This window comes from Streptomyces sp. DH-12 (genome assembly GCF_002899455.1).
Lineage (GTDB): Bacteria > Actinomycetota > Actinomycetes > Streptomycetales > Streptomycetaceae > Streptomyces.
The window spans coordinates 7,201,451-7,226,665 of sequence record NZ_PPFB01000001.1; the positions used below are offsets into that span (position 1 = coordinate 7,201,451).

Here is a 25,215-nt window from a genome sequence, read left to right on the forward strand (position 1 = left end):
GCGCGGCAGGCGCGTCTTCGGCTGACGTGGCCGCGGTCGCCTGCCGTCGGCCGCGTGGCGGTCCCCGAGCACATCCTCGGATCGGCCGATGCGGTTCCGTTATCGTCCGAGCCAGGTCCGGTCACACAGCGGACCTAGCCTCAACGACCGTGATCGCTCAGCACGCGAGGTCTTCGGCATCCCGGCCCTGCGGCCCGGGCGGTCTGCCTCCGGCGGCGGACCCACTGCCGGTCTGTCCTGGCCGGCGTGGGACGGCGTGACGTTCCGACCTCGGAGTCATCGCGGGGCGGGCCTGTGTGCTCCAGCCCTTCGTTCCTTCATCCCCCGACGAAAGAGATGGCATGAGCATGTCTTTATCTCCCGGCAGACGAATACGTGCGGCCGCCCCCCTGGGGGCTCTCGCCATGGCCGCCGTGGTCACCGCGACCGGGATGCCGGGGGTGAGCCAGGCCGTCGCCCTGACCCCTGACGCTCCGGCAGGCTCAGGGGAGGCCCTGTCCGTTCCGGGGGCGAAGAGCGCCAAAACGGTGACGCTGATCACCGGCGACAAGGTGTCGATCGCCGCGGACGGCTCTGTCGCCGGGATCGAGAGGGCCAAGGGGCGCGAGGGCGCGTCGTTCTCGGTCCGGAAGGTCGACGGGCACACCTTCGTGATACCGGGCGACGCGGCGCCGGCTGTCGCCCAGGGAAAGCTCGACCGGCGGCTGTTCGACGTGACGCAACTCGTCGCGTACGGGTACGACGACGCGAGCCGGTCCGACCTGCCGCTGATCGTCACCTACGCCGGGGACGAGACACCCCCCGCGAGCGCCTTCCGCGACGCACGGGCCAAGGCCGGCCAGGAGCTGACCAGCGTCAACGGCGTGGCGCTACGGGCCGACAAGCACGGCCACTCCGCGTTCTGGGACACCTTCACCGACGGCGGGGACGGTGGACAGGGCACGGCGCGGCTGTCCGGCTCACCGGCGGTGAAGAAGGTGGCGAAGGTCTGGCTGGACGGCAAGCGCCAGGCCGACCTGGACCAGAGCGTGGCCCGGACGGGCGCGCCGACGGCCTGGGGCGCCGGGTTCGACGGCACGGGCGTCAAGGTCGCCGTGCTGGACACCGGCGTCGACCAGACGCACCCCGACCTGGCGGGCCAGGAGATCGCCGAACGGAACTTCTCCGACGCCGAGGACAGTGTCGACCGAGTCGGCCACGGCACCCATGTGGCCTCGACGGTGGCCGGTACGGGCGCCAGGTCGCAGGGCAGGTACAAGGGCGTCGCGCCGGGCGCGCGCATCCTGGACGGCAAGGTCCTGGACGACAGCGGCGGCGGCCTGGACTCCGGCATCATCGCGGGCATGGAGTGGGCGGTCGCCGAGGGCGCCCAGGTCGTCAACCTCAGTCTGGGCGGCACCGACACCCAGGGCATCGACCCGCTGGAGGAGACGGTCAACCGTCTCTCCGCCGAGACGGACACGCTGTTCGTCATCGCCGCGGGCAACGCGGGCGAGGGCGGCGAGAGCACCGTCGAATCGCCCGGCAGCGCCGAGTCCGCGCTGACGGTCGGCGCGGTCGACAAGGCCGACCAGCTCGCCGACTTCTCCAGCCGCGGCCCGCGCGTCGGTGACGGAGGAGTCAAGCCGGACCTGACCGCGCCGGGCGTCGACATCACGGCTGCCGCCTCCACCGCGAGCGGCATGGAGCAGGTGTTCCCCTCGGGGACGCCCGGTTACGCCACCCAGAGCGGCACGTCGATGGCCGCTCCCCATGTCGCGGGCGCCGCCGCCATCCTGGCGCAGCAGCACCCGGACTGGACCGGCGAACGGATCAAGGCGGCGCTCACCGCTTCCGCTGAGCCCGGCCCGTACAGCGCGTACCAGCAGGGCACCGGCCGCATCGATGTGGCCCGGGCGATCGGGCAGACCGTCGTCGCCGAGCAGGGGCCGATCGGCTTCGGCCGCCCGAAGTGGCCTCACACCGATGACGAGCCGGTGACGAAGGAGATCACGTACCGCAATCTCGGCACCGAGCCGGTCGTCCTGGACCTGACGATCGAGGTGCTCGGGACGGACGGCGAGCCCGCCCCCGAGGGCATGTTCGAGATGTCGCCGCGGCAGCTCACCGTTGCGGCGGGCGGTGCGGCGAGCACCACGGTGACCGCCGATACGCGCGTCGGCGGCGAGGCCTACGGCTCGTACGGCGGCTCGGTGACCGCAGCCTCGGCCGACGGCCGGACCCGGGTGCGCACCGCCTTCGGCGTGGAGCGCGAGATCGAGTCGTACGACCTGACCATCAAGCACCTGGACGACGACGGCAAGCCGACCGGCAAGGGTTTCACGACGATCGATGGCCGGGACCGCGACTACTACCAGGAGTTCGCCGACGCGACGGACGGCGAGATCACGGTGCGCCTGCCCAAGGGCGGTTATGCGCTCACCGGGGTCCTCAACGCCGGCGGCGGGTCCGCCGCCCCCGACTCCCTCTTCCTGGCCCCGGCCCTGCAGCTGACCAAGGACACCACGGTCGTCATGGACGCCCGGGAGGCCAAGCCCACGCGCATCACCGTCCCCGACGCGGGAGCCGAGAACCACCACGCCCAGCTCATCCCGGGCTACACCCGCTCCGACGGGCAGCCCCTGGGCTTTATGCCGTCCGTCTTCGACTTCCCCGATTTCCAGAGCTTCAAGGTCGGTCACATCGGCCCGGAGACGCCGAAGGACGCGGCATACGCCCAGTACAGCGGTTTCTGGACACGTCAGCCGGCCGACGGGCGCGCAGTGAACTACCGTCTCGCGTGGAACCGTACGGGTTCGCTCGGCGGCTTCGCCGCCGACGTCCGGCGCGAGCAGCTGGCCGAGATCGACTTCGCGGTCGGCAGGCCCGGCCTTGAACCAACCGCTCAGGTCGCGGTGATGCCCCTGACGCCCATCGGCGAGTTCGCGGCCGACTTCAGCACCCCCACCCAGCGCCAACTGCCGCTGCGGACCTCTGAATACGTCCTCGGCAACGGCGTCAAGTGGTCCTACTCCGTACAGCAGTGGGAGTCGGGGAACGCGCAGACGGGAAGGTTCACGGCGTACCAGCCGAAGAAGAGCTACACCGCGCGGTTCAACGTCGGTGTCTTCGGTCCGCTCCTGCCTTCGGGTGAGGGTGAACCGCGGTGGGGGCGTCCCGGGATCGCGCGGAGCGGGAACACGATCAAGGCACATCTGCCCATGTTCGGCGACAGTGACGGGCATGAGAGCGGCAGCGGCTACACGGAGCTGGAGAGTTCGCTCCGCGCCGACGGCGAGGAGATCCCCGCCGAGGGCGATCCGCTGGACATCGCCGAGTACAGCGTCCCCGCCGGGGACGGCCGGTACGAACTGAGTGTCGACGCCTCCCGGGACCCCGAGCTGCTCGCGGTAAGCACCCGCGTGCGGGCGCAGTGGACGTTCAGGTCGGCCGGCGTGTCCGGGGACAGCTGGGTCCGGCTGCCGCTGTCCGTGGTCCGTTTCTCCCCCGCGCTGTCACTGACCAGTACGGCGAAGGCCGGCGAGAGGTTCCAGGTGCCCTTCACCGTGGAGGGCGCGGCCACCGCTCGGACAGCCAAGAAGCTGGAGTTCGAGGTGTCCTACGACGACGGCAGGACCTGGACCACGGCCAGAGCCGTCAACGGCACCCACCTGTCGCTGAACCACCCCGCGCAGCCGGGCACCGTCTCGCTGCGTGCCAAGCTGACCGACCGTGACGGCAACACCCTGGTCCAGACGATCGACCGTGCCTACCTCACGGTCCGGTAGGGCGAGGGCAGCAGAGCGAGGGCCGAAGGGCCCGTTCACCGACAGAGCCCGGTTCGAAGGCGATTCCAGGGATCGTCGCAACACGTGATCACTGACGTGTGGTGGCGAGCAGTTCAGACAGACGCTCGGCTGGGGTTTCCCAGCCGGGCGTCTTGCGTGGGCGGCTGTTGAGTCCGGCAGCGACTGTGTCGAGGTGGGCGCGGGTGCTGCCGGACTCAACAGCCGCTCTTGGGGAAGTGCTGCCGCAGGAGGCCGTTCGTGTTCTCGTTGAACACGGTTCGCCGGGCTTCGGCGAGTGACGCCGTGCCCAAGTATCAGCGGGTCGCGAAGGGCTCGATCGTGGACGCGTTCGAGCCGCAGACCCGTGAGCCTCTGCAGAAGTTCCCGGACACGCCCGCGACAGTGATCGGGGAGAGGACCGGCTGGACCAGGGCGCATTCGGTGCTCAAGCGGCGGGTTCGGGAGTTGAGACCGCTCCATCAGTCGCCGGATCCGGTCTCGAGGACGGGCTATGAGCCGGGCGAGCTGGTCCAGTGCAATCTGTGGTTCCCGCCCGCGGAGGTCCCGCTGAGGTCCGGGCAGGTCGGAAGTCCGCCGGTCCTGGTGATGGTCTGCGGTTATTCGCGGTGGATCATGGCGAGGATGCTGCCGACGCGGTCGGCCGCGGACCTTATCGGCCCTGCGCCGACCTCGCCCAGCGTCTGGAGGCCGCGGTGCGCGAACGCTGTCAGCCCCGCGTCCGCGCCCGCCGCCAGGCCGCCACACCACCGGACTCATCACCGGCATTCGCGCACGCTTCGGTTCCACCGCCGCACCCGGCGTCAGCGATGACGCTCGCCTTTTCGATGCCCAGAAGGCCAGCGCCACCGAGCAGCAACTGCGCGAACTCGCCGTCGACGGGCTCGGAGAGATGTACTTCCGCGACCAGGGCCGCCGCGTGCCTGGCCTGACCGTGAAGTTCACCGGCATCGAGACCCTGGGGTGCGGGCTGTGACCCTGAAGCAGGGCCCAGGTGCCCCGAAGTCATCTTTCGTTCCCTGGCAGTTCAATCAGCGCCGATATCACCTGATGGTCATGCACGGCTCGTTCACAGGAGGGTGTTACATGAAGCATTCGGTGCGGCGGATGGGATTTGCAGGAGCGGCGAGCATGGGATTGGCCCTGGTGATCGGGCCGGCAGCCGTGCCCGCGATGGCGGCACCGGCCGCGCACCTGGCCGCTCCCTCGGTCACGCAAGCGGCCGTGGAGCCGGCGCCCGCCCCGACGGGGCTGGCCTACACCTACGACTCGAACACCCAGACGGTGACCGTCACCTGGGATCCCAAAAGCCCGACAGACACGGTGACGCAGTACTACAACGTAGGTTCATGCAACAACGGCGTCTGGTGCTCGATCCTGGTCAGTGAGGCCGTTTACGGAAACACGTACCAATACCAGCAGGCACCCGGTACGACGAGAAACTTCGCCGTCTGGGCGGTAAATTCAACCTTCCAGCGAACTGCCTCAGAAATTCTTCCCATTACCACATGAAAACCTGAACAGTCATTCCTTTGGTAGAAGGAACACCGGCCCGCATCCCTTCGGGGTGTGGGCCGGTTGATTTCCCAGTTCTGATATTGATCAGAAACTCATGGGGTTCTCGTCCAGGGCATAGCGGACGGTGGGGCCACCGAAGTAACCGCGGACGATGTGCGGCTGGCGCTGGCGCTGGCGCTGGCGTCTGCGGAAGAAGCGGCGGGTTTCGGTGGCGAGTTCGGCCTGGTTCCGGGCCCGGTGCTGTCTGGGCAGGCTGTGCTTGAGGTCGGCGTTGACCAGCTCGTCGGGGTTGGGCTCGGGCGAGTAGGCGGGGAGGAAGTGTAGTTCGGCATCGTCTGGGTGGGCGGCGAGCCCGCCGCGGACCTTCTTGGAGCGGTGGGCGGAGTGCCCGTCGGCCACGAGGTGGATCTTGTGGTCGACGTGGCCGGCGAGCCGGTCCAGGAAGCGGCACGTCACCTCGGCGGTGAAGCTCTCGGTGAAGGCCATGGCCAGTGGCACTGCTGACCAGCCCCGCGGCACTACCACTGAGGCCGCGTTCCCCAGCCGTACCGCTACGTCGGCGCCTATCTGGACCCGACCGGTCTGTACAAGATGGGCCACCGCTACTACGCCCGTCTCTCGGCCGCTTCACCCAGCCCGACCCCTCCGGCCAGGAAACCAACCCCTACCTCTACGTCGCCGGTGACCCCATCAACAACACCGACCCCAGTGGGCTGGGCTGGTTCTCAGGCACACTGCGCTTTGTGAAGTCCAAGAGCGGCATACTTCTCCAACCGGCCGGTGGGGCGATCATCGTCGGGTGCTGCGCCAAGGAGGCATGGCATGACACCGACGACTCATGGAGTGACGAGTTCAAGGATCTGGGCAACTGCGCCAATCCGCTCAACGGCATCACAGGCTGACTTACAGGAAACCAATGATGAGGAATGTCCCTTCATGCAAGGTGGCACGCGCCGCCAAGCTTCTGGGCTGTGCCTTTACGGTCGCGGTGGCCATGAATCTTGTGGCTGCAATATGGCATCCCGACGGCAGTGCTTGGGGAGCGACGCGTCTCATCGTCAGCGGGCTTTTCCTGGCCGCCCTGGGCTACTACCTCACTCTTCGCGGGGCACGTTGGCAACGCTCACGCGTGGAACGCAGAGAGTCCGCTCGCTGAACAGCAAAGGCAGTAGACCAGCACTCCCTGTTTCCAGGTGGTTGTCCCGGCGTAGCGTGTCGGTGCACCGGTACGGTGAGCCTCATGGCTGCTGAGTGGGTGGCGTCCCGATGGCGCGGAGCAACCGTGGCGACCGTCAGCACCGGCGTCATGGCCGGGGCCCGTGTCCGGGGGCACGCGTCCCCGCTCCTGGTCCTGGTTTCCGCACTCGTCGTCGGCAGGCTATACGCAGGTCTTGAGTTCACCGCCCTGGACACTGTCCGGCGGATCATGTGATTACTGGGATCCAGAGGTGTCTGTTCCCTGTCGGTCAGTGCCGGGGGACTGGCTGGATGCGGCAGTGATGAGAGGTGCGGATCCGGTGCTTCCCGCAGCGGACGGCGAACGGGGGCCTGTGGGGAGCCGACGGCTGCATGGGGGTTTCGGGGCCGCGCGGTGGCTCTGCTTCTCGCGGTATCCGCTGCCATGCTTCTGGGCAGGTCGTGGACCGCCTGTGACGTGGGAGTGAACAACGCGGCCAACAGCGGCTTCCTGCTCTGGCTGTTCATCCCGGGGCTCTGGATGGTCCTGATGCTGGTCTGGGTTGCGGTAGGCGCCCTTCTTGGGAACCGTTCCCTTCTCCGTGCCTTTGCCCTCGCGGTGACGCTCCTCGGTGTTGTCTGGTGCGTCATCTCGATCTTCCGGGAGGGCGCCGCCACTCCTCCGTGCCCCAGCGGCGTACCCCCGTGGTGACCGAGCTTCATCCCCGCCCCGGGATTCTGAGAGGTCGGTCCCGGTAGTTCACGGCTTGAACCAGAGACGAACTGCCGTTGCGGTGACGGTGCCGTGGAAGACATGGGCTCGTTTGTCGTAACGGGGTGCGACAGCGCGGGAGTTCTTGAGGCGGTTGATGGTCCGTTCGACCTCGTCGCGGCGCCGGTAGCGGTCTGAGCCGAAGCCGGTAGGTCTTCCGCCCGCGCTGCCTCTGCGTCGGCGATTGGTGCGTTGGTCCTTCGGTTCCGGGATGGTGTGCTTGATGTCGCGTCGTCGCAGGTAGCGGCGGTTTCGGCGGGAGCTGTATGCCTTGTCGCCGCTGACGTGGTCAGCCCGCCCCGGGGCCGTCCGAGCCCCTCGTCGGGGCGGTGGTGCCGGGGCGTCGTCCTTTTTTCGGGACCTGTGGTGTGGCCTTGCGGGCTCCGGCCGCATGCTGGTGGGCTCTGCAGGAGGTCGAGTCGACACCGACCGTGCTCCAGCCGATCCGGTCGGCCAGGTCGGCGTGAGCCTGTACCGCCTGGAGGATCCGGTCCCAGGTGCCGTCCGCCGACCAGCGGTGATGCCTCTCGTAGACAGATTTCCAGGAGCCGTGTCGTTCCGGCAGGTCACGCCATGGGACGCCGGTACGGATCTGGAACAAAATCCCGTTGAGCATGGTGCGGTGATTGTTCCATCGGCCTCCTCGGCTGGCGGAAAGCGGCAGATGCGGCTCAACAAGCGACCACTCGCGATTCGTTAGGTCTCCCCGCCCCGCGACCGCACCAACGAGTGACCACTCGGAAAGTCGCATGATCCCCGGACAGTCCCTAGCTGGGGTGGTGCAGCGTCCCGTCCAGGTTCGCGCTGAGGTCGACCAGCAGGCCGCGGTCGACGAGCCGGTGCACCACGAACGCCGTCACGTTCGCCTTCTCGCTGATCACGTTCGGGGTGCCGAGCGCGTCGGCGATCCGGTCGGCCGCCGCCCCGCCGGAGATCGGCGGGGGCATCGCGGCCCGGACGGCGTCGGCGTCCATCGCCTCCACAGCGGCCTGGGACTTAGGGATCGTCTACGTGTTGCGCAAGGGCGTGAGCTTGGCTTGCCGGCCGAGCGTGTCGGCTGCAGTGGGGTGACGCCCGGGCGGCGGCTGCAGGACTGGACCGAGGCGGGAGTCCGGCCGCGTCCGTACGAGGTGCTGCTGGCCGAGTTGCGCAAGACAGGGCTGCTGGAGATGGACGACGCGACCGCCGACGGCTCACATGTCCGGGCCCTCAAGGGGGCTCGCACCGGACCTTCGCCGGCCGGCCACGGCCGTCCGGGAAGCAAGCACCACTTGATCACCAACCGGCACGGAACCCCCTCGCGGTGTCCCTGACCGGCGGAAACCGTCATGACGTCACGCAGCCGACGCCCTGCTGGACGCGATTCTGCACCTCTGCGGGACCCGTGGCCGCCCCGTCACCGGCCCAGGCGCCCGTTCGCCGACCGGGGCTACGACTACGACACGTACCGCCGCCTGATCCGGGCCCGGGGCATCGCACCGAAGACCGCCTGCGGAGGCACCGCTCACGGGTCTGGCCTGGGCAGGACCCGCTGGGTCGTCGGGCACACCCTCGCCTGGCTCCACCAGTTCGAACGGCTACGGACCCGCTACGGGATACGTGCCGACCTCCACCTCGGCCTGCTCCGGCTCGCTTGCGGCACCACCTGCCTGTCACCGCTTCGAACGTCATGCTGAAACGGTCGGTGAGCAGCTAGAACGCCACGGCCCCACCCTTTCCGAAAACTGTGATCAACATCACTTCTATGAACCACATGCGCGCGGCAACCGTCTTACGAGCGGATGCCCTCAAAAAGCGACAGCTGGACGCGGCGACCATGACCGCGTTTCCACAGGCAACGACGGAAAGAGCACCCATGAAACTGACAGTCAGAACCGCCGTAGCAGGAGCAGTCCTCGCCTCCACCGCAGTACTGGGGGCTCCGGGAACCGCATCGGCTGACGACCCCAAGGACGGGGGCGTGGTCCGCTGTCCAGAAGGCAAAGTCTGCCTCTTCGACGGCCACAACCTCACCGGGGACGTCCTGCAGCTCGATCCGGTGGACGTCCCCAACGTCGGTTGGGCGTGGAACGATCGGGCCAGCTCGGTGTGGAACCGCAGCAACAGGCACGCCTGCATCTGGACCGATGCCAACTACTACGGCTACTGGTTCACCATCCCGCCGGGCGCAAAGCAGGAACTTCTGTTCGCCTACGACAACGCGGTGACCGCCCTCGGGTTCGGTGGCTGCGGGGGCTGAGCCGGCTGGTTGACCGAATCCCGCCATCTGCCCGCGCTCCGAGGGAAGGTGGCGGGATGCAGCCGGGTGTGGCGTCCCGCGTGAGGGCGTTGTCGTGTTGTCGGGTGTGTGGGTGTCGGGCCTTGACCCCGAATCCTGGACACGAGTCATGCGGCTGGTGCCAGCGTAGTTGATGTTGTTCGGGAGGCCGTCTCGTAGGCGATCGGGCTGCGGTGTCCGAGGCGGGAGTGACGGCGTCGGGTGTTGTAGCGGTGGAGCCAGCCGAACGCATCGAGGCGGGCCCCGCGCTCGCTGGGCCAGTGCTTTCGGCCCTGGAGCGTTTCGCGTTTGAACGTCGCGTTGAAGGATTCGGCAAGCGCGGTGTCCGTGCTGGAGCCGATCGCGCCCATGGACTGGCGGACACCGGCTCTGACTGCCCCGGCCGCACATCCGGCCCGGCCCCGGCAGCACCGGCCGGGCCCGGGGCCCACTTGGAAGCAGCGGAGGTTCACCGTCCGCAGGCGCGCGCTGCGGAGGAGGAAGCGCGCCGGGCATCCATCGAGCCTCTGGGCAGCGCGATGCGCCTGCGCCATGATGATTCCGGCAGCGAAGACGCTCAGGGGGAGGCGCTGGTGGCACCGTTCGGACGCATGCGCGCGGAGTTGCTCAGGCGGCAGACGGCCGAGGCGTACGAGAGAGGAATCGCGTACCAGCGGAAACCCGGCGAGGAGTCCGCGCTCCGCGCGCTCGAAGCGTTCGGCGAGGCCCACCGGAGTCTCGAGCAACTCTTCGAGCGGCATCCCGAGGACCGCGAACTGTGGCACATGCGCGGCGCCCTGCTGTACTCCGAGGCATCCTCACAACTGGTCGCGGGCCGACGCGGTGAGGCGATCGTATCGTTGAACCGGTGCGAGGAAGCGTACCGGCGCAGTGGGCACCCCGACAGCAGCATCCTCGCCGCCGACGCCGCTGTACGCCGCGCCCGTGCCCACAGCGAGGACGGAAACGCGTTGTCGGCACTCGCCGACGTCGATACCGCCATCACCGCCTACGTGCGGGAGGGCGCGTTCGCCTCCCCCCACCCTCGGCTCGCCGACTTCGCACGTGTCCTGGCCCTCGCCTCCACCGTCCACCTCGACAGCGGCGACAGGGACCAAGCTCTGGCCTGTGCCCAGCAGTCCCTCGCCCGCTACCGCGATCTCATGGCCGCGCAAGGCCACCTCCCCGCCGACCACATCGGCTACGCCATCGGCATGGCCGGCGACACAGCCACCCGCCTGGAGGCGTCCCGCGGCAACTGGAACGCGGCCCTGAGCGTGGACGCACTCGTCCTGCAGGCGGCGGAGCAGGGCTGGGGCTCCCTCGGCACGGCCCTCGCCCGCCAAGGCCTGCACCTGCGCCTGGCCGGCCGCCCACGCGAAGCCGAGCCGCTTCTCGCCCGGGCGGAACAGGAGTCCCCGGGGTCCGTCGCCCGCGAGGAGGAGACCGCCGCCCTCGCGCTTCCGCCTACCCTCGCAGAATCCCTCACCACGGCCGAATCCCTCGTGCGCCGGCAACCGCAGCCGGTCGTCTCCCCTCAGGACGTCGGACTGCTGCGCGAGGCGCTGACGGCCCATGAGTCGTACTCGGCGTCGTCCCGCCTCACCGTCCACCCGTCCGCGTTTCCCGCCCGAGCGGCCCACCTGACGCCCCTCGCCGACCTCCTGGTGCGCGAGGGCGAAATCGCGCAGTCGTGGCGCGTCGCGGCCGAGACACACCTGATGTGCCAAGCGGTGGTGCGCCACTCAGAGGAGTCCGCGCGTCGGCCGCCGGGCCTGGCCGTCCTGTGGTGCGGAGCGCTCGAGGTGGGGGCCCGCGCGGCCCTGGCCATGGAAGAGCAGCCGCTGCTGCGGGACATGAAGGACACCGTTCGTGCTGTGCGTGCCCTCTTGGACCCGGGCCCCCAGGACACGTACCGGGAACTCCTGGAGACGGCCCAAGCACGACTGGACACCGCAACCCCTCGTTCCTCTTGATCCGGACGGTGACGGATGCGCTCTGCCGCCTGGGAACACGAGGCGGTGTTCCAGTAGCTCCTCACATCTCTTCGGTCGCGTGGGGCTGCCCTGCCCAGGCAAGGACGACGAAGAGCGCAGCGGCTCGGGGGCCAGCCGCCGCGACCGCTCCCATACGGACCAGGTTCTGTCTCCTCGGTCAGCGCCGGGTCCGGATGAGGATGCCCGAGAGGTGGAGTGCGGCCTGGTGGGCGGTGGCGAGCTTGTCGGTTCGTGCGGCCAGGCCGCGCCACTGCTTGAGGCGGTTGATGCACCGTTCGGCGGTGTTCCGCTGCTTGTAGGCCTCGCTGTCGAAGCCGGGCGGACGGCCACCGAGCCGGCCTCGCCGCAGGCGGTGGCCGATCTGGTCGGACGGCTGCGGGATGACCGCACGGATACCCCGGCGCCGCAGGCGGCTGCGGATGGCGCGTGAGGAATACGCGCGGTCGGCCAGAACGGCCAGGGGCCGGGTCCGGGGCCTGTCCGGACCAGTGCGGGGCACGCGGATGCGGGACATCACCGTCTCGAAGGCGGGTGCGTCGCCTGCCTGGCCCGCGGTGACGGTGAAGGCGAGCGGCCGTGCGCGGCCGTCTGAGGCCAGGCGGACCTTGGTGCTCAGCCCGTCGTGGGAGCGGCCGAGCGCGTGATCAGCGGGCTCGCCGGTGCGGGCCGCCCCTTCTTGAGTGCTCCGACAGGGTGCTGGTGAGCCCGGACCACCGTGGAGTCCACTGACACGGTCCAGTCGATGTCGTCGGCGTCCGCCGCCGCCAGAACGGCGGTGAGGACCATCTCCCAGGTGCCGGACCCGGATGGGACTCCATATCGCCCTCACGATCACCCCAGCGGCGACACCCCCACTGGTTGAGCGATCACCACCACAGCGCCATCGCCGCGCGCGCCCGCCGGAGACTTCACACATGAACGACCAGCACTATTAAGGTGCCCGGCTCAGCGAGGAGCGGACCGGTATCCGGGACTGCGGGCTGCCACCGCTCGGGGCTCGCGCGCACCGGTCACCCGTAGTACCCGCTCTCCCGCCGGACGCCCACCCTGCGGGTGGCCTGCGCCTCCTCATTCAGGCGGTCGGTGACCTCGGCCCAGCCGGGCTCCCGGGTGACCAGCCGGTCGCCCTCGATCCGCCCGGCGAGGGCGAAGAGGGCCCTGGGCAGTGCCTGGGTTCCGGGGTTCTTGTGCAGCCATCCACCCAGAGACCGAGGCGGGCGGGAGCCGCTGAGCACCACGTCCAGCAGAGCGTCCAGGCGCGGCGCGTAAAACGTGACGGGCGCGAGGTCCCGCCCGATCTGCTGCCGGACCTCGGGCGTCCACGGACCCGGTCCGTACCGGCGTTCCAGCACCGCGCGGGCGCGGTGGGCCGAGGCGCCTGTCACCGCCCCGGCCAGCGCCGCGAAGTCGGTGAGCCGCCCCCACGGCACATCGAGGCCGCGGGCACCGTCCAGCACCCGGGGCAGCCGCACCCCGGGCGCCAGGCCGAGGCTCAGAACGTCGGGCAGCCGACCGGATGACTCGGGCTGGCGCAGTACGACGCACCAGTACACCTCCTCCAGAGGTATCCGCCGCACGCACCCCGGAAAGGGCAGCCACTCGTGGCGGATCGTCAGCACTGTGCCGTCGAAGTGGAACCCGTATCCCCGTGCCGCCGCGTACACGTGCATTTCGCCGCTCCTCCCGCAGCCGCCTTCCCCGTACGAGCAGTGAACGTGTGCGGGGCCCTGAGCGGCAAGAGGGAGGTTCCAGAACCCCCGGAGGACCATCCTCATCTGGACCCGGCGCTGACCAAAGAGACAGAGCCTAGCGGTACGAGGAGCGGGTGTTCTGACGGGTGTGGCTGTGGTCAGACGGGGCTGGTGCCCCGGCAGCCATGACAGGTGGGAGCGGTGGTCCCGTGCTGCGTGTCCGACCCGAACCCCGACCCGGCACGCTCGTTCTGGCCGCAGTGGATGCCGCTCGTGAAGGACGCGGTCGCTTGCGGCGTGGTGATGCGCCGTGCCCGGATCGTCTCCGAGCCGGGCACCGACTGCATCCGCTACGAGCACGCCATCACCCCGCCCGACCTCCAGGCCGGCGAAGACGTGCGCTGGCTGCCACGCCGCCACGCCTCCGACATCGCGCCGCCGACAACGAGTTCTGGCTCCTGGACGACCGCGTCGTGCAGTTCCATCACTTCACCGGCATCGGCGACTGGGCACCGGGCGGCAAGGAGCGCACCACCGACCCGGCCGCCGTCGCACTGTGCAGAACCGCGTTCGAGACGGTGTGGGAACGCGGCATTCCTCACGAGAAGTACACCGTCCAGGCCCTCTGAGCAGACCTGTGCCCGCCTCCCCATCGTCCAGCGCGCAAGCGGCCCGCGAGGCGCTCGCCGTGCGCTTGCAGCACCTGCGCAAGGACGCTGATCTCACCGGGAAGGAAACTGTCCTCGTGCCGGACGCCCTGGAGATGGCGCTGTGGCAACGCGCCCGAGACCAACACACGTTTTGGCCAGGCGAGTTGGTGCGTCACTCGGACGCCGGGTCGCAGTGCACGAGTTTCCGGCTCGCCGACCACCTGGAGGCCGCCGGCATCGCCGCTTCCATCGGATCGGTGGGCGACGCCTACGACAACGCCCTGATGGAGAGCACGATCGGCCTCTTCAAGACCGAGCTGATCAAGCCCAGGCGGCCATGGAAGACGCTGCCCGATGTCGACCTCGCCACCGCCGAGTACATCGACTGGTGCAACCACCGGCGACTTCACGGTGAGACAGGTCATGCCCCGCCTGTCGAATACGAGAACAACCACTACCTCGCAACCACGAAACCCCAGGTCACACCCAACGTCCGAGATCTTTGCCGAGCCCGGAACGGTTTACTCAGCGTGCAGCGGCGAACCGCATTCTCAATCTCGACCTTGCTCTGGTGGCCGTGCAGTCCCTCGTGGCTGAACTGTTCGCCGACGACGGAGACCAATCGGCGCTCTTCCCAACTCGCCCAGGCATGGCCGAAGGGGACAGCGGAACCGCTTCCGCTGTCCTTTTCGACGGTGGGCATCATCAAGCTCGGACCGTGGGCTCACTGGAGCAGGCGGGTGACGGCCCCGGGAAGGATGTCGCAGAGGTCGGTGATGCGGACGTGCGCGGCATGGGTGGCGGTGAACTCGCGTATCGGAACGTCCGGTGAGCCGAAGGCCGATTCGAAGGTGCGCAGCGCGCTGGGTGAACGGTCCAGTGCCCACCCCACAGTGGAGGCGCTGGAGTTCAGGAAGCGAGCGGGTTCTGGGCCGATGACAAAGAGGTCGGCGGCACGTCCGGAACGGTCGGCGGCCAGCATGGTCAAGTCTTTGAAGACCTGCCGCTTGCGCATAGCGTCGGCGCCGCGCCACCGGGCGAGCTTGAACTCTGCCACGCGCCGGTCCGTTTCCAGGTCGTACGGCCGGCCTGGGTCGTTGCCGGCCCCAAGGGAAGGGCGCCGGGAGATCCTCTCGCCCTCCTCCAGGATATGCGGTAGCGCCAGCATGATCCCCGAGGCGTGAATGAGGTCGTTGATCCGGCCGAGGCTCTCGCGCACGGTGAGCGCAGAGGCGAGGAGACCGGCGTCCACTCCGCCCTTGCCGGCGATCTGGGCGGCATGCGCTGCGTCCGCCCCGTCAAGGCCGTGTTCCAGTGCAGCAATGGCCTCGGTGAGCGGCGCGCGTTGAATGAACTGGGCAAGAATGCCTACCGCCGCGTCCAGATCCTCGGGAGCGGGTGGAGCCCCTGGTGCCGATCGTGTTCCGGCTGTCTCTGTGCTGTCCACATCATCATGATGACGTGTGTTCGGGGAGGCCGGCGCGGAACGGACTGAATCACTCCGGGCCTGACGAAAACTCTGACCGGGACGGGTGTCTGCCTCTCCGGGGCTCAGCCGGCTGGGGTACGCCCGGAACCGGCGCCCGGCGGTTCGCTCCTTGAACTGGCGCAGTCACCTCCTTGAGTCAGGACAGGTGGCGCAATGGACCTCTTGTGGGACTCCGCTGTGCTTTGCAGCCGGTACAGGACGCTTCCCTACGTGGCAGGGAGCCCCGGTCATACGGCCGGCGCGCGCCGGCCGTATCGAGGACCTGCAGCGCGCACCGGTGGCCCTGTGACCGTATGGATGTCCCTCGGCCCGCACCGCCGTTTCCTCCTCCTGTCCCTGCGGTGGGACGCGGCCGTCCTGGACCGTCAGGCGACGTACTGACAACGGCTGCGGGTGGCGGGACCGGGGGAGCATCTGGATGCGGCCTGTACGCGGTCTATTCGTCGGTCGGGGGGTTCCGCGACTGCGTGGGCAGGTGTGCGGAACCGGGCATCGCGACACTGGCCGTCCTGTGGCCCCCGGGAACCAGGAACGCACCCGCCTCGCTGTGCTGGAACGGGCGGCGGCCGAGTGCCTGAGGCATCGGTCCGTCCCCTGAACCCCTCTCAGGGCCGGCGTCGGCCGACGGTCCCGTGCGACGAGCTCTGCCTCTGCGCCCCGGTACTCCGAGGCAGGCGGCCCTTCGCCGGTCTCCGGCCGGGTCCGGTGTCCCGAGGTGCGGGTGGCAGGCCGCCACGCGGCATCCGCACGGTGCCGCGCGCCCCGGTGCCGGGAAACGAGGGGGAGGTCCGCTTCTGTCGACGGTCACGTAATTCCCCGCCTTGGGCGGGTTCGACGTCAGGCAATTCCCCACCCTCGCGTTCAGGCTTCCCCGTGGGGACGGCGGTCGCGAACGGCGGGCTCGGACTGCTTCTGAAGCTGGTCTATCCGTGCAGCCAGACCCGCAGTGGACCGACCGGCTCGAAGCCGTGGCGGACGGCGGCCGCTAGGTCGTCGCCGCGTTCGTAGCCCACCACCGGCAGAGTGGGGAACAGCCAGTGCACCGCGTCCAGTACGACCGGCCAAGCCGCGTCAGGACCGCCGTCCGATGCGAAGACGTTGGAGAGTCCGACCACATGGTCGCTGCGGCTCGCCACAGCGCCGGCGACCACCCGGCCGCTGGCGGACCGTCCAGCGAGCACGAAGGTGGCCGGGTCGTCGAGCAGTTCAGGCCGGAAGAGGTTTGCGTTGCCGTCCCCGTCGTCCCAGGCCAGCGCCCAGGCGCGCAGTGTGTCCGGATCGTCCGCCACGCCCCAGGCAAGAGCCGGCGCGACAGCGGACGTGCTCGCCGGGCGGTGGATCCACTGCGCCTCAAACAGGACGTGGAAGCCGGCCTCGCTCAGGTCGAGGTCAGCGAAGCTGTCCTTGACGGAGGCGTTCGGCGTGGTGGTGTCGATCCGCGCCGCCAGCGCGGCCGGGTCGGTTCCCGGCACGAGTGTCACCGCGTCGGGGTAGTACCGCGGCGTGCGGGCCGGGGCGGTCCAAGCCTGCAGGCCGAACTCGCTCACCAGGCCGTGCGATCGGCTCATCGCTGCGCACCACTCGGCGTTGTTGCGGGCGGCGGCCTGGACCATGAGCTGCTTTGACGTCGTCACAAATGCGGATCATGGCCTGTCCCAGGCCGGTGGTCGAACGCTTTTCCGCGCCCCACGAGAGGGCCTCCCCCGAAGACTCGTCAGCCGGTTCCAGGCGAATCATGTGATCGTCCAGCACTGCCGACAAGCAAACTTTCCCCCTTTTCGGCGGTTTGAGGGTGATGTCATTTGCATTCCGAATCCTCCCTATTGGTCATGGGTGGCGCGGAGTCCGGGATCGAGGGACCTGGTCGTCGCGGAGCCGTCCGTGTTTCTCGCCCATGGTTCGGCAGGCCGATGGGCGGCCCGGACGGCTTTCCGCCCGCCTCGAGCGGTGGGATGTGCTCCGGGCTCGCCCCGGAGCACGCCGGGTTCACCGTCTTGAGCCTCCCCCCTTGGAGGGAACGGCCGCACTCTTGATCCCGGTCGTGTCCGACCGGCAGCACTCCCCGCTGTCGCCCAGGGGCACGATGGTCGGAACGTTCTGCACACTTCTTCGACCTCCCGGGAACCTCGAGATCGAGCGGGAAGAGCGTTATGCGTGTCCTGCGTGCCTCATCTCGTGGTGCCCTGATGTCCTTGGCGCGGTTCTCGTCCTTCATGCTCCTCGACCGGTGTTCCGGCACAGGCACGCAGCTCCGCCCGTCCCGCCGACTGCGCCGAGGGCGGCATCGGCACGCCGTCGACGGCCACTCCCGCGCCGTCCTGAGCATCACTTACCCCGATGTGCCGAGCACCGGGGACTCGGGCGTGCGCATCCGTCGTCGCGCGGCCCCGACCGCGGACGTGTTCGCGCAGTTCACGGCTCCGGCCTCGCCGGTCGGCCCGGGCGGCGAAAAGCGCGTCGGGCCCTCGGGCAACCGGACGGCGTCACGGCGTGAACATTCCGCCCATTCCCTCACAGGCGCGACACCCGACCGCGAGGCGGCGAGCCCCTCCTTGTTCATACGAACAAGGAGGTGTTAGAAATGGCGCATGAGCGCCGGAGACCGTCTTGACCTGACCCTGCGGCTCGTCCAGAACGCGGGCAAGCTGTCCGTGTCGGAACTGGCCGGACGTCTCGGCGTCTCGGAGATGACCGTTCGCCGGGACCTGAACGCGCTGGAGAGCCGGGGCCTGCTGCGCCGGGTCCACGGGGGCGCCGTTCCCGTGCGCCCGCGGGAAGAAGGCGGGGGCTTCCTCGCCCGGCGCGAGTGGCAGGCCGCGACCAAGGACCGGCTGGGGGCCGCGGTCGCCGCGATGATCGAACCGGGGTCAAGGGTGCTGCTGGACGCGGGCACCACCACGGTTCACGTCGCCGAACACCTGGCGGAGCGCGCCCCGCTCACGGTGGCCGTGCTGAGCCTGCAGGCAGCCGAGGTCCTGGCGGACAGGCCGGGCATCGAACTTTTCGTCGTGGGAGGGCGATCGCGTCCGGGTGAACGCTCGCTGGTGGGCCCCCTGGCGCTGCGCACCCTGGAAGCCCTGAGCTTCGACTGCTTCGTCATGTCGATCGGCGGGGTCCACGCCGAACGCGGCTGGACGGAGCTCTCCCTCGACGACGCGGCGGTCAAGCAGGTGGGTCTCGTGCAGGCGGCACGGACCGTCGTAGTGGCGGACGCCACCAAACTCGGCGTGCGAGCGTTCAGCCGGGTGGCTCCGCTGAGCGCGGTGGGCGCCTTCGTCACCGATGCCGCGGCGGAGGACGTGCAGACCCATCCGCACGGGCCGCTCACCCTCCAGACGCTGAGGGAGGCCGGGGTCGAGGTCCACCTGGCGTGACGGCCGTCGGCTCCGCGTCCAGGACAGGCGAGACCCGTCTCACGCGGCGGGCCGTCCGCACGGGCCCCGGTGTGCGCCGGCCTCGGCTCCGCGCAGGCCGTGTCGCGGCCTCCTGCGCTCCGCCTGCCGGTGTTCAGGACCGCGCCGGGGGACCTCCGGCCCGGCCGTCGGCGATCAGATGCCGCAGGGCACGGGCCACCTGCTCCGGGTCCTGGAGCTGAAGTCCGTGTCCCACACCGTGCAGCTGTGCGATCCGTACGTCGGGGACCCGCGCCCTGATGAACTCGACGTCCGCATCGGTGAGGAGGCCGCCGGCCGCCGGGTCGGCCCGGAGCAGCGCGACGGGAACGCCCAACCGGCCCAGCAGGCCCTCGTCCAGCCGCCGGTACGTATCGGTGAAGCGCTGCGTCACCGCGTCGAGAAAGTCGCCGTCGTGCCGGAACAGGGAAGCGGCCATCTCCCGGACGTACGGGTGGTCCTCGCCGAAGACGTCGGCCATCGTGGCGGTTCCCTGCGGGGTCGGGACCTCCAGTGCCAGGAGGCCGTCCAGCACGTCGCGCTCCGACGAGACGACGGTGGTCAGAGTCCGCCACGATCGATTCATCCCGTAGGCCGACTGCATGTGGGCGAGCATCCTGCCGCGGGTCATCGGAGCGTCGCCGATGACCAGGCCGGCCACCAGATCGGGTCGGTCCTCCGCGAGCACGCCACCCACGTGGGCGCCGTGGGAGTGTCCCACCACCCAGCAGGGCGGAACTCCGGCGTGTTCCAGGACCTCGGCCACGGCCGCGGCCGAGTCCTCCAGCCGGTAGGCCCCAGGGGCCGCCGGCGACTCCCCGTGGCCCGGCATGTCAGGACGGACCATCCGCGTTTCGTCCGACAGCAGAGAGGCCAGGGAGTCGAACCACTGACGACGGCCCGAACCGCCGTGAAGCAGGAGCAGTGTCGTCTCACCGCTGCCGAGGATGTCGTAGGCCACGCCTGCCGTGGTCCGGCGCGTCTGTGTCTGCATGTCACCACTCCTGAGTGATTTTCCGTGTGGAGCTCGCCGGGGGCAGGGGAGGTGAGGCGGTCGTCGAGGCGGCTGCCCCTGCCGCACGCCGGGACGCGCCAGAGCGGCGCGGGGCGGGACCGGCGGGGCGGCTCGCACGCCCTTTCGCCCCCGGATCAGCGCCGCGGGGACACCTCGGGGTCATGCGAAGTCCTGCGGGCGGAAAGCGTGCTCCGTGAAGCTGCCGCACGCGGTGAACCCCAGGCGCCGGTAGACCGGTGCACCGTCCGCTGTCGCCTGGAGCACCGCGCGGCACTGGCCGTGTCCGCGTGCCGCGTGCAGCGCGGCCACGGTGACGGCGCCGCCGTAGCCGCGTCGGCGGTGGCCGGCGAGGGTGCTGATGTTGTAGATGCCGGCCACACCGGCGTGATGGAAGACTTCCGCCGAGCAGACCGGCTGGTCACGGTGGTACCCGACGAGGTACCGGGCAGGACAGTCGGGTCGGAGGGCCCAGTGGGCCGCGTCGCGGTAGAAGGCCCGCACCGTGGCGGCCGGCGGGTCCCAGTTCGCGGACAGCACCGCCGCATAGTCGGCGAGCTGTTCAGGGGTCCTGACCTGATGGATGTCCAACTCCGCGAGACGAATGCGGGGTGGGAGCGCGTCGAGGGACGCCCACATCGCCGTCTCGCTCTCGGTCGCTTTGAGGCCGGCCGCCTCGAGGCGGCCGGAGAGGTCCGAGGGCGTGGAAGCGGGTCCGACCCACCAGGAGAAGGGGCGTCCCGCGGCCTTCAGCGTGTGGACCGTCGATTCGATGCGAGCTGCGGCCTGCCCGGGGGCGAAGCGTGCGGCCGCCACGATGTTGAACGTGTCGTCGTCGGTCCCGCTGTCGGCGATCAGCAGATCGTCCGTCTCGGTCACCGTCGCACCGGCCACGTGGCGGTGAAGGTGGGCCGCGTGCTCCGCCAAGTTGGTCTCCATGCGCACGAGGATGTCCGCTGTACCGACATCTGCGCACTGCTTCGTGATCACTACGGTCTCCGATCTCTCCAGGTGTCACACGGCTTCCGCCTCGCCGGACGACCGATTCCACACCGGGTGACCCGTCAGCGATCCGGAGACGGTGAGCGGACTTGAACGAGAAGTGCTGCCGGCGCATGCGGCGGCAGATATCCTCCCGCCGCTCGGCAGGAGACGGAGCCGCGCCCCGTCGAACGCCTCCTCCGGGGCGGGGCCACTGCCCACGGGGACGATCCTCTGCCGCGTCGCTCGACGGACTCCGTGGGGGTGTTCACCGTCCCGCGGCCGGCCGGCAGCCTACGGGGGAGGGGACGGACGGCGAGGGCGGGACGCTCTCGACCGGGCACCGTCTCAGGGCTTGAAGGCCGAGGTCCGCCCACACGCCTTCGTCGATCACGACATCACCGCGGGACGTCGGGGTCGAGACGGTGGCGTCGCCGGTGCCGCTCGTGAACTTCGCAGTGAGGCCGTAGACGCAGGGCGGACTGCCGCCGTTGCGCACCGCGCCGCCAGACGCTCGATGGCATCGTCGTACGCGCAGTTCACGATCCGCACGTCGCGCAGGGCGTTCGTGGCGTCCGGCTTCAAGTGACCGGTCCTCTGGTGTCCTGTGCGCGTGCTGTCGGACCTTCTGCCGGAACGGCTGCCGTGCGAGCCGCGTTCACCGGCCAGGACGACCGGAACGACGCCGAAGGCGGCGACGGTACAGACGTTGCGAGACTTCACCTTGATCCCCCTGGATCGGCACGACGGGCGCACCGCTGGCAAACGCGATCACACTGTAACATCAATCGCACATAGCATGTTCGTATGAACATGAAGGCTGCGGGACCGTGTGGGACGGGTTGTCCCGTCGACGCGGTACACCCCGCTCCGCTCCACCGTCCTGAGAACGGCACCTCTGATCCTTCCGAGGGCTGTGCGGCGGCACGGTGGTCCATGTCGGTCTTGCTCCCATGAGAGGCATCTTCCGCTGCTGGCCGAGCGGCGGCGTTTTACGCCCTGCGCTTTCACGCCGTGACCGGCAGGAACGACCGATGAGAGCTGCCCGGCAGCGAAGCGGACAGAGGCGAATCTGGCCGAAAGAACGCGGTGGCTGACCTCGACTTCCGTAAAGAAGCCGCAAGTTGACAGGTTTCGATCAAGGTGCCCCGAAATCAGTAACGGAATTGTCCATTCCGACCGTTCCTCGTGGTGGTTGAGGATGTCAGGGTTCGTCACCGGGAGTTCAGGCATGAGTCGTAGGGTTGGCGGCCGCCAAACGGATGCCGATCGGGAAGGTGCTGGTCGTCATGACTTCCACATTGTTCGATGTGCTGGGATCCGAGTGGTTCTGCGTGACCGCGGCCCGGGGACTGGGGGAGGCAGACGTAGTGGACCGGCTGGCTGCCGCCGGCCCGGACCCGCTGCCCCGGTATCCCATCGACGGTGTGGCTGAGCACGTCAGCCTGGACAGTTGGACGGTGCGGGTGTATTGCCCGGAGGGGTCGGGTTGGGCCTATGTGTTCGATGCGCTCCCGCAGGTGGGTGTTCCGTTCAGGGAGCCGGTGCTCAAGGAGCTGTCCAGGGGTACGGAAGCGGTGTCCGCGTGGAAGTTCCTCGACGGCACTACTCGTGTGGCGCACGCCTGTGACGGGGAGATCCTCGCCCTGTTCGACTCGTGGAGGTTCGATCCGGCCTCCGGGAAGGAGCCGGATCGGCTCAACCGGGCCCTGGACCGGGTCGGCTTCTTCCTGGACGAGCCGGGTGACGACGCCGCCGGGCGGCGAACACGGACTTCAGCGCAGCTCCACGCCGTCGGTACGGCCACCCGGTCGTGTTCTCCCGGACAGCCTCAGCGGGTGTCTGACCGCCTCATTCCTTCAGGCGGGCATGGATGGCTTCGCTGATGGTCCGCACCGCACGGTCGACCCCGCGCACCGTGGCCTCGGGGGAGAGCTGTTCGGATTCGTAGATGAACGTTGTGGAGCCGCGCCGGCTGCCGCAGTAGTCGACGATGCCGTGCTCGATCTGCGTCCGCAGTGCGCTCTCGTATCCGTGACGCTCGTACGCACCGGAGTCGTCGCCGGCGATGGGGAGAAGATGGGTGGTGAGGTTCTGCAGTTTCGGCCGCAGGCCCGTAGCGGGGGAGTGCTCGAAGGCCCAGCCGTTGACGAAGACACGGTCGATCCACCCCTTCAACAGTGCAGGCATCGACCACCAGTACACGGGGAAGACCAGCACGAGATCGGTGGCACGCTCAAGACGACGGTGCTCAGCCATGACGTCAGCCGGGTAGTTGCCGCCCTCGTGGTACGCCCGCCGATCCGCCGGCGTGAACCGGGGGTCGAACCGTTCCTCGGACAGGTCGGCAATCTCGACCGAACCGGGGTGAAGAGCTGCCTCAAGTCTTCCCAGCACGTAATGCGTCAGGGACCGGGGGTCCGGGTTGGCGGCGACCAGCAGGGCATGCATCGATGGCTCCAGTTACGTGTTGACAAGTGGTGAGGATGTGCAGGACGGCGCGCGGCGCTCCGCTCTGCAGAGTCCAGTACGCCAGGCGAAGGACCGCGGGACTCAGCACCGCCAGGCTTCCGCTGCCGCGGCCCGCAGGACGAAGTCCTCGAACGTCCGCGGCGCGCGTCCCAGCACGGTGGCGACGCCGTCCGACGTCCAGGCGGCGACCCCGCGTTCAAGCAGCACGAACATCTCGGCGAGGTGCTGGGCCTCGTTCTCGCTCCAGCCCTCCTGAACCAACGTCGCGGTGTACTCGGCCGGGGAGATGCGCCGGTAGACGATGGGCCGCCCGGACGCCCGGGAGATCAGGTCGACTGCCTCCGCCCAGGTCAGTCCGCGCGGCCCGGTCAGCTCATAGACCCGACCAGCGTGCCGGCCGGGCTCGGTCAGTACCGCGGCCGCTACGTCGGCGACGTCCTCGACGTCGATGAACGGCTCGGGGACCGCACCCGCCGGAAGCGCCAGCTCGCCGGCGGCCAGCGGGACGCGGAAGGGGTGCCCGTCGAAGTTCTGGGCGAAGTTCGAGGCACGCAGGACGGTCCATTCCAGCGCCGAGCCGCGCACGGCGTCCTCGGCCGAGCGCATGTCCAGCCCGAACGGGGAGTCGCCCCAGTCGTCGGCGCCGTGACCGGAGAGCAGGACCAGGCGCCGCACACCGGCGGCCTCGGCCTGCGCCACGAACTCGTACACCGGACCGGGCACGGGCGGGGGCACCACGTAGACGACGGTGACGCCCCGCAGGACCTGATCCCAGCCGGCGGGCTGGAACCAGTCGAACGGGGTCTGACTGGAACGGGAGGCGGCGCGCACGGGTGTGTCGCGCAGCCGCAACCGGGCGGCCACCCGCCGGCCGGTGTTGCCCGTCGCGCCGAGGACGAGAGTGATGTCGTTACTCATGACAGTGAGCCAACAGCACGCACCCGGACGGTTCCATAGGTGATACGCCAGATCACCTGGGTAATCGTCTGGATCGTTTAGCCTTGGCGGGTGGATGCTTTCGGTGACCTGCTGCGCGGATTGCGGGCCCAGGGCTCGTTGTTCGGCAGCTCGACCCTGACCCCGCCCTGGTCGTTGCACTTCGTGGACGGTGCGCCGCTGACCTTGTGCACCGTCCTCTCCGGAGGCGGCTGGATCGTGCCGGAGCGCCGTCCGCCCGAGCGTCTGGGCGTCGGTGAGACAGTGATCGTGCGGGGCCCCGCGCCGTTCCTCTTCGTCGATGAGGTGGGCACCCGGGCCGAACCCGTCGCGTGCGGTGCGTTCTGCTCGACGCCCGAGCAGGGCGGGACCCAGTACCGGCTCGGCTGGCACGATGCCGGTACCGGCGGGGAGAACACGACGACCCTGGTCGTCGGCGCCTATCCGGTGCACGGCGAGATAAGCCGCAGGCTGCTGGACGCGCTGCCCGTCGTACTGCGCGTGGGATCCGGCGACGGGCCCGACCCCGTGTGGGACCACCTCGCCGCCGAGGTCGCCGCCGACACACCGGGCCAGCAGGTCGTCCTCGACCGACTGCTGGACTGGATGCTGGTGTGTGCGCTGCGCGAGTACTTCGACCGGCCCGGCGGCACTCCGCCGGGCTGGTACTCCGCCGGGCGCGACCCGGTGGTGGGCGCCGCGCTGCGCCTGCTGCACGGGGAGCCGGCAGCGCCGTGGACGGTTGCCTCGCTGGCCAGCCGGACCGGGGTGTCGCGGGCCACGCTGGCGAAGCGGTTCACCGACCTGGTCGGCGAACCGCCGCTGACCTACCTCACCCACTGGCGCATGACGCTCGCGGCGGACCTGCTGACCGAGCGCGAGACGCTGACTGTCGCGGAGGTCGCCCGCGCCGTGGGCTACTCCGACGCGTTCGCGTTCAGCGCGGCGTTCAAACGGGTCCGCGGCATCAGCCCCAGCGCGTACCGGCGCACTGCGACGGCCCCACCCCCCCAGTCGGCCGGCACACTCCCATGACACGTCCCCAGCGTCCGCCCTCACCTTCAGGGCCTCCCGCTGGTCAGCGAAG

At 69.5% G+C, this 25,215-nt stretch carries 18 protein-coding genes and 8 pseudogenes; 13 read left to right on the top strand and 13 right to left on the bottom strand.

From position 1 onward, the window contains the following. Positions 1–347 precede the first annotated feature (347 nt). Positions 348–3,767, top strand: coding sequence for a S8 family serine peptidase (locus tag C1708_RS31865; protein WP_106416580.1), 3,420 nt, complete (start codon positions 348–350; stop codon positions 3,765–3,767). A gap of 88 nt (positions 3,768–3,855) precedes the next feature. Here the strand turns inward: C1708_RS31865 and C1708_RS35405 are convergent. Then, positions 3,856–4,036: pseudogene (locus C1708_RS35405) on the bottom strand (IS30 family transposase); the annotation flags it as partial. Positions 4,037–4,757: 721 nt separating this feature from the next. Between C1708_RS35405 and C1708_RS31880 the strand changes: the two are divergent. Further along, positions 4,758–5,297, top strand: coding sequence for a hypothetical protein (locus tag C1708_RS31880; protein WP_133169101.1), 540 nt, complete (start codon positions 4,758–4,760; stop codon positions 5,295–5,297). 90 nt (positions 5,298–5,387) lie between these two features. Here C1708_RS31880 and C1708_RS31885 read toward each other — a convergent pair whose 3' ends face one another. Continuing rightward, a complete protein-coding gene (locus tag C1708_RS31885) occupies positions 5,388–5,789 on the bottom strand; it encodes a transposase (RefSeq protein ID WP_502696102.1) in 402 nt (133 codons plus the stop codon). Between the two features lie 48 nt (positions 5,790–5,837). Here C1708_RS31885 and C1708_RS31890 point away from each other — a divergent pair. Both C1708_RS31890 and C1708_RS34555 read left to right on the top strand, forming a co-directional pair. Next, a pseudogene (locus C1708_RS31890) lies at positions 5,838–6,019 on the top strand (RHS repeat-associated core domain-containing protein); the annotation flags it as partial. 27 nt (positions 6,020–6,046) lie between these two features. Further along, positions 6,047–6,205, top strand: coding sequence for a hypothetical protein (locus C1708_RS34555; RefSeq protein ID WP_198602776.1), 159 nt, complete (start codon positions 6,047–6,049; stop codon positions 6,203–6,205). Between the two features lie 1,034 nt (positions 6,206–7,239). On the opposite strand, the pseudogene C1708_RS31900 reads toward C1708_RS34555, so the two are convergent. Continuing rightward, positions 7,240–8,002 (bottom strand): annotated as a pseudogene (locus C1708_RS31900) (IS5 family transposase). A 16-nt stretch (positions 8,003–8,018) separates the two neighbouring features. Further along, entirely contained in the window at positions 8,019–8,225 is a 207-nt protein-coding gene (locus tag C1708_RS31905) for a hypothetical protein (protein ID WP_241911375.1), read from the bottom strand. A 63-nt stretch (positions 8,226–8,288) separates the two neighbouring features. Between C1708_RS31905 and C1708_RS35410 the strand changes: the two are divergent. Together C1708_RS35410 and C1708_RS31915 are read left to right on the top strand one after the other, a co-directional pair. Then, positions 8,289–8,927 (top strand): annotated as a pseudogene (locus tag C1708_RS35410) (IS5 family transposase); the annotation flags it as partial. Positions 8,928–8,995: 68 nt separating this feature from the next. Continuing rightward, on the top strand, positions 8,996–9,490 hold the full coding sequence (locus C1708_RS31915; protein WP_133169103.1) for a peptidase inhibitor family I36 protein: 495 nt from the start codon (positions 8,996–8,998) through the stop codon (positions 9,488–9,490). Positions 9,491–9,636: 146 nt separating this feature from the next. On the opposite strand, the gene C1708_RS36215 is transcribed toward C1708_RS31915, so the two are convergent. Next, complete coding sequence (locus tag C1708_RS36215; protein ID WP_502696103.1) at positions 9,637–10,062, bottom strand: integrase core domain-containing protein; 426 nt, start codon at positions 10,060–10,062, stop codon at positions 9,637–9,639. Between the two features lie 39 nt (positions 10,063–10,101). Between C1708_RS36215 and C1708_RS31925 the strand changes: the two genes are divergently transcribed. Next, positions 10,102–11,484: a hypothetical protein gene (locus C1708_RS31925; RefSeq protein ID WP_157951305.1), complete on the top strand. Its 1,383-nt coding sequence runs from the start codon at positions 10,102–10,104 to the stop codon at positions 11,482–11,484. 178 nt (positions 11,485–11,662) lie between these two features. On the opposite strand, the pseudogene C1708_RS31930 reads toward C1708_RS31925, so the two are convergent. Next, positions 11,663–12,312 (bottom strand): annotated as a pseudogene (locus C1708_RS31930) (IS5 family transposase); the annotation flags it as partial. A 203-nt stretch (positions 12,313–12,515) separates the two neighbouring features. Further along, complete coding sequence (locus C1708_RS31935) at positions 12,516–13,175, bottom strand: hypothetical protein (protein WP_106415938.1); 660 nt, start codon at positions 13,173–13,175, stop codon at positions 12,516–12,518. A 285-nt stretch (positions 13,176–13,460) separates the two neighbouring features. On the opposite strand from C1708_RS31935, the pseudogene C1708_RS31940 reads away from it, so the two are divergent. The 3 pseudogenes from C1708_RS31940 to C1708_RS35980 form a co-directional block, all read left to right on the top strand. Next, positions 13,461–13,825 (top strand): annotated as a pseudogene (locus C1708_RS31940) (DUF6879 family protein). A gap of 8 nt (positions 13,826–13,833) precedes the next feature. Beyond that, a pseudogene (locus tag C1708_RS35415) lies at positions 13,834–13,932 on the top strand (transcriptional regulator); the annotation flags it as partial. A 27-nt stretch (positions 13,933–13,959) separates the two neighbouring features. Further along, positions 13,960–14,286: pseudogene (locus C1708_RS35980) on the top strand (integrase core domain-containing protein); the annotation flags it as partial. A 284-nt stretch (positions 14,287–14,570) separates the two neighbouring features. Here the strand turns inward: C1708_RS35980 and C1708_RS31950 are convergent. Together C1708_RS31950 and C1708_RS31955 are read right to left on the bottom strand one after the other, a co-directional pair. Continuing rightward, positions 14,571–15,293 carry a PE-PGRS family protein gene (locus tag C1708_RS31950; protein WP_241911376.1) on the bottom strand — a complete coding sequence of 241 codons (723 nt, stop codon included), beginning with the start codon at positions 15,291–15,293 and terminating at the stop codon, positions 14,571–14,573. A 965-nt stretch (positions 15,294–16,258) separates the two neighbouring features. After that, on the bottom strand, positions 16,259–16,969 hold the full coding sequence (locus C1708_RS31955) for a hypothetical protein (protein ID WP_106415939.1): 711 nt from the start codon (positions 16,967–16,969) through the stop codon (positions 16,259–16,261). A gap of 954 nt (positions 16,970–17,923) precedes the next feature. On the opposite strand from C1708_RS31955, the gene C1708_RS31960 reads away from it, so the two are divergent. Beyond that, a complete protein-coding gene (locus tag C1708_RS31960) occupies positions 17,924–18,709 on the top strand; it encodes a DeoR/GlpR family DNA-binding transcription regulator (RefSeq protein WP_106415940.1) in 786 nt (261 codons plus the stop codon). 133 nt (positions 18,710–18,842) lie between these two features. On the opposite strand, the gene C1708_RS31965 is transcribed toward C1708_RS31960, so the two are convergent. Further along, positions 18,843–19,721 (bottom strand): alpha/beta fold hydrolase, encoded by an 879-nt coding sequence (locus C1708_RS31965; RefSeq protein ID WP_106415941.1) that lies wholly within the window; start codon positions 19,719–19,721, stop codon positions 18,843–18,845. Positions 19,722–19,901: 180 nt separating this feature from the next. Beyond that, on the bottom strand, positions 19,902–20,678 hold the full coding sequence (locus tag C1708_RS31970; RefSeq protein ID WP_106415942.1) for a GNAT family N-acetyltransferase: 777 nt from the start codon (positions 20,676–20,678) through the stop codon (positions 19,902–19,904). A gap of 1,286 nt (positions 20,679–21,964) precedes the next feature. On the opposite strand from C1708_RS31970, the gene C1708_RS31975 reads away from it, so the two are divergent. Then, entirely contained in the window at positions 21,965–22,606 is a 642-nt protein-coding gene (locus C1708_RS31975; RefSeq protein ID WP_133169105.1) for a DUF6461 domain-containing protein, read from the top strand. Here the strand turns inward: C1708_RS31975 and C1708_RS31980 are convergent. After that, on the bottom strand, positions 22,572–23,171 hold the full coding sequence (locus tag C1708_RS31980; RefSeq protein WP_106415944.1) for an NAD(P)H-dependent oxidoreductase: 600 nt from the start codon (positions 23,169–23,171) through the stop codon (positions 22,572–22,574). The genes C1708_RS31975 and C1708_RS31980 overlap by 35 nt on opposite strands. A 102-nt stretch (positions 23,172–23,273) precedes the next feature. Continuing rightward, positions 23,274–24,110, bottom strand: a complete 837-nt coding sequence (locus C1708_RS31985) for an NAD(P)H-binding protein (protein ID WP_106415945.1) — start codon at positions 24,108–24,110, stop codon at positions 23,274–23,276. A gap of 90 nt (positions 24,111–24,200) precedes the next feature. Between C1708_RS31985 and C1708_RS31990 the strand changes: the two genes are divergently transcribed. Then, complete coding sequence (locus C1708_RS31990; protein ID WP_106415946.1) at positions 24,201–25,163, top strand: AraC family transcriptional regulator; 963 nt, start codon at positions 24,201–24,203, stop codon at positions 25,161–25,163. Positions 25,164–25,215: the final 52 nt, after the last annotated feature.

Excerpts from the sequence above, each read along its gene's own strand:
- C1708_RS31915 (WP_133169103.1), top strand. The coding sequence starts at position 8,996 with ATGAACCACATGCGCGCGGCAACCGTCTTACGAGCGGATGCCCTCAAA.
- C1708_RS36215 (WP_502696103.1), bottom strand. The coding sequence starts at position 10,062 with ATGGCGCAGGCGCATCGCGCTGCCCAGAGGCTCGATGGATGCCCGGCG.
- C1708_RS31935 (WP_106415938.1), bottom strand. The coding sequence starts at position 13,175 with ATGCACGTGTACGCGGCGGCACGGGGATACGGGTTCCACTTCGACGGC.
- C1708_RS31865 (WP_106416580.1), top strand. The coding sequence starts at position 348 with ATGTCTTTATCTCCCGGCAGACGAATACGTGCGGCCGCCCCCCTGGGG.
- C1708_RS31965 (WP_106415941.1), bottom strand. The coding sequence starts at position 19,721 with ATGCAGACACAGACGCGCCGGACCACGGCAGGCGTGGCCTACGACATC.
- C1708_RS31985 (WP_106415945.1), bottom strand. The coding sequence starts at position 24,110 with ATGAGTAACGACATCACTCTCGTCCTCGGCGCGACGGGCAACACCGGC.
- C1708_RS31980 (WP_106415944.1), bottom strand. The coding sequence starts at position 23,171 with ATGCATGCCCTGCTGGTCGCCGCCAACCCGGACCCCCGGTCCCTGACG.
- C1708_RS31970 (WP_106415942.1), bottom strand. The coding sequence starts at position 20,678 with ATGGAGACCAACTTGGCGGAGCACGCGGCCCACCTTCACCGCCACGTG.
- C1708_RS31885 (WP_502696102.1), bottom strand. The coding sequence starts at position 5,789 with ATGGCCTTCACCGAGAGCTTCACCGCCGAGGTGACGTGCCGCTTCCTG.
- C1708_RS31960 (WP_106415940.1), top strand. The coding sequence starts at position 17,924 with ATGAGCGCCGGAGACCGTCTTGACCTGACCCTGCGGCTCGTCCAGAAC.
- C1708_RS31905 (WP_241911375.1), bottom strand. The coding sequence starts at position 8,225 with ATGGACGCCGACGCCGTCCGGGCCGCGATGCCCCCGCCGATCTCCGGC.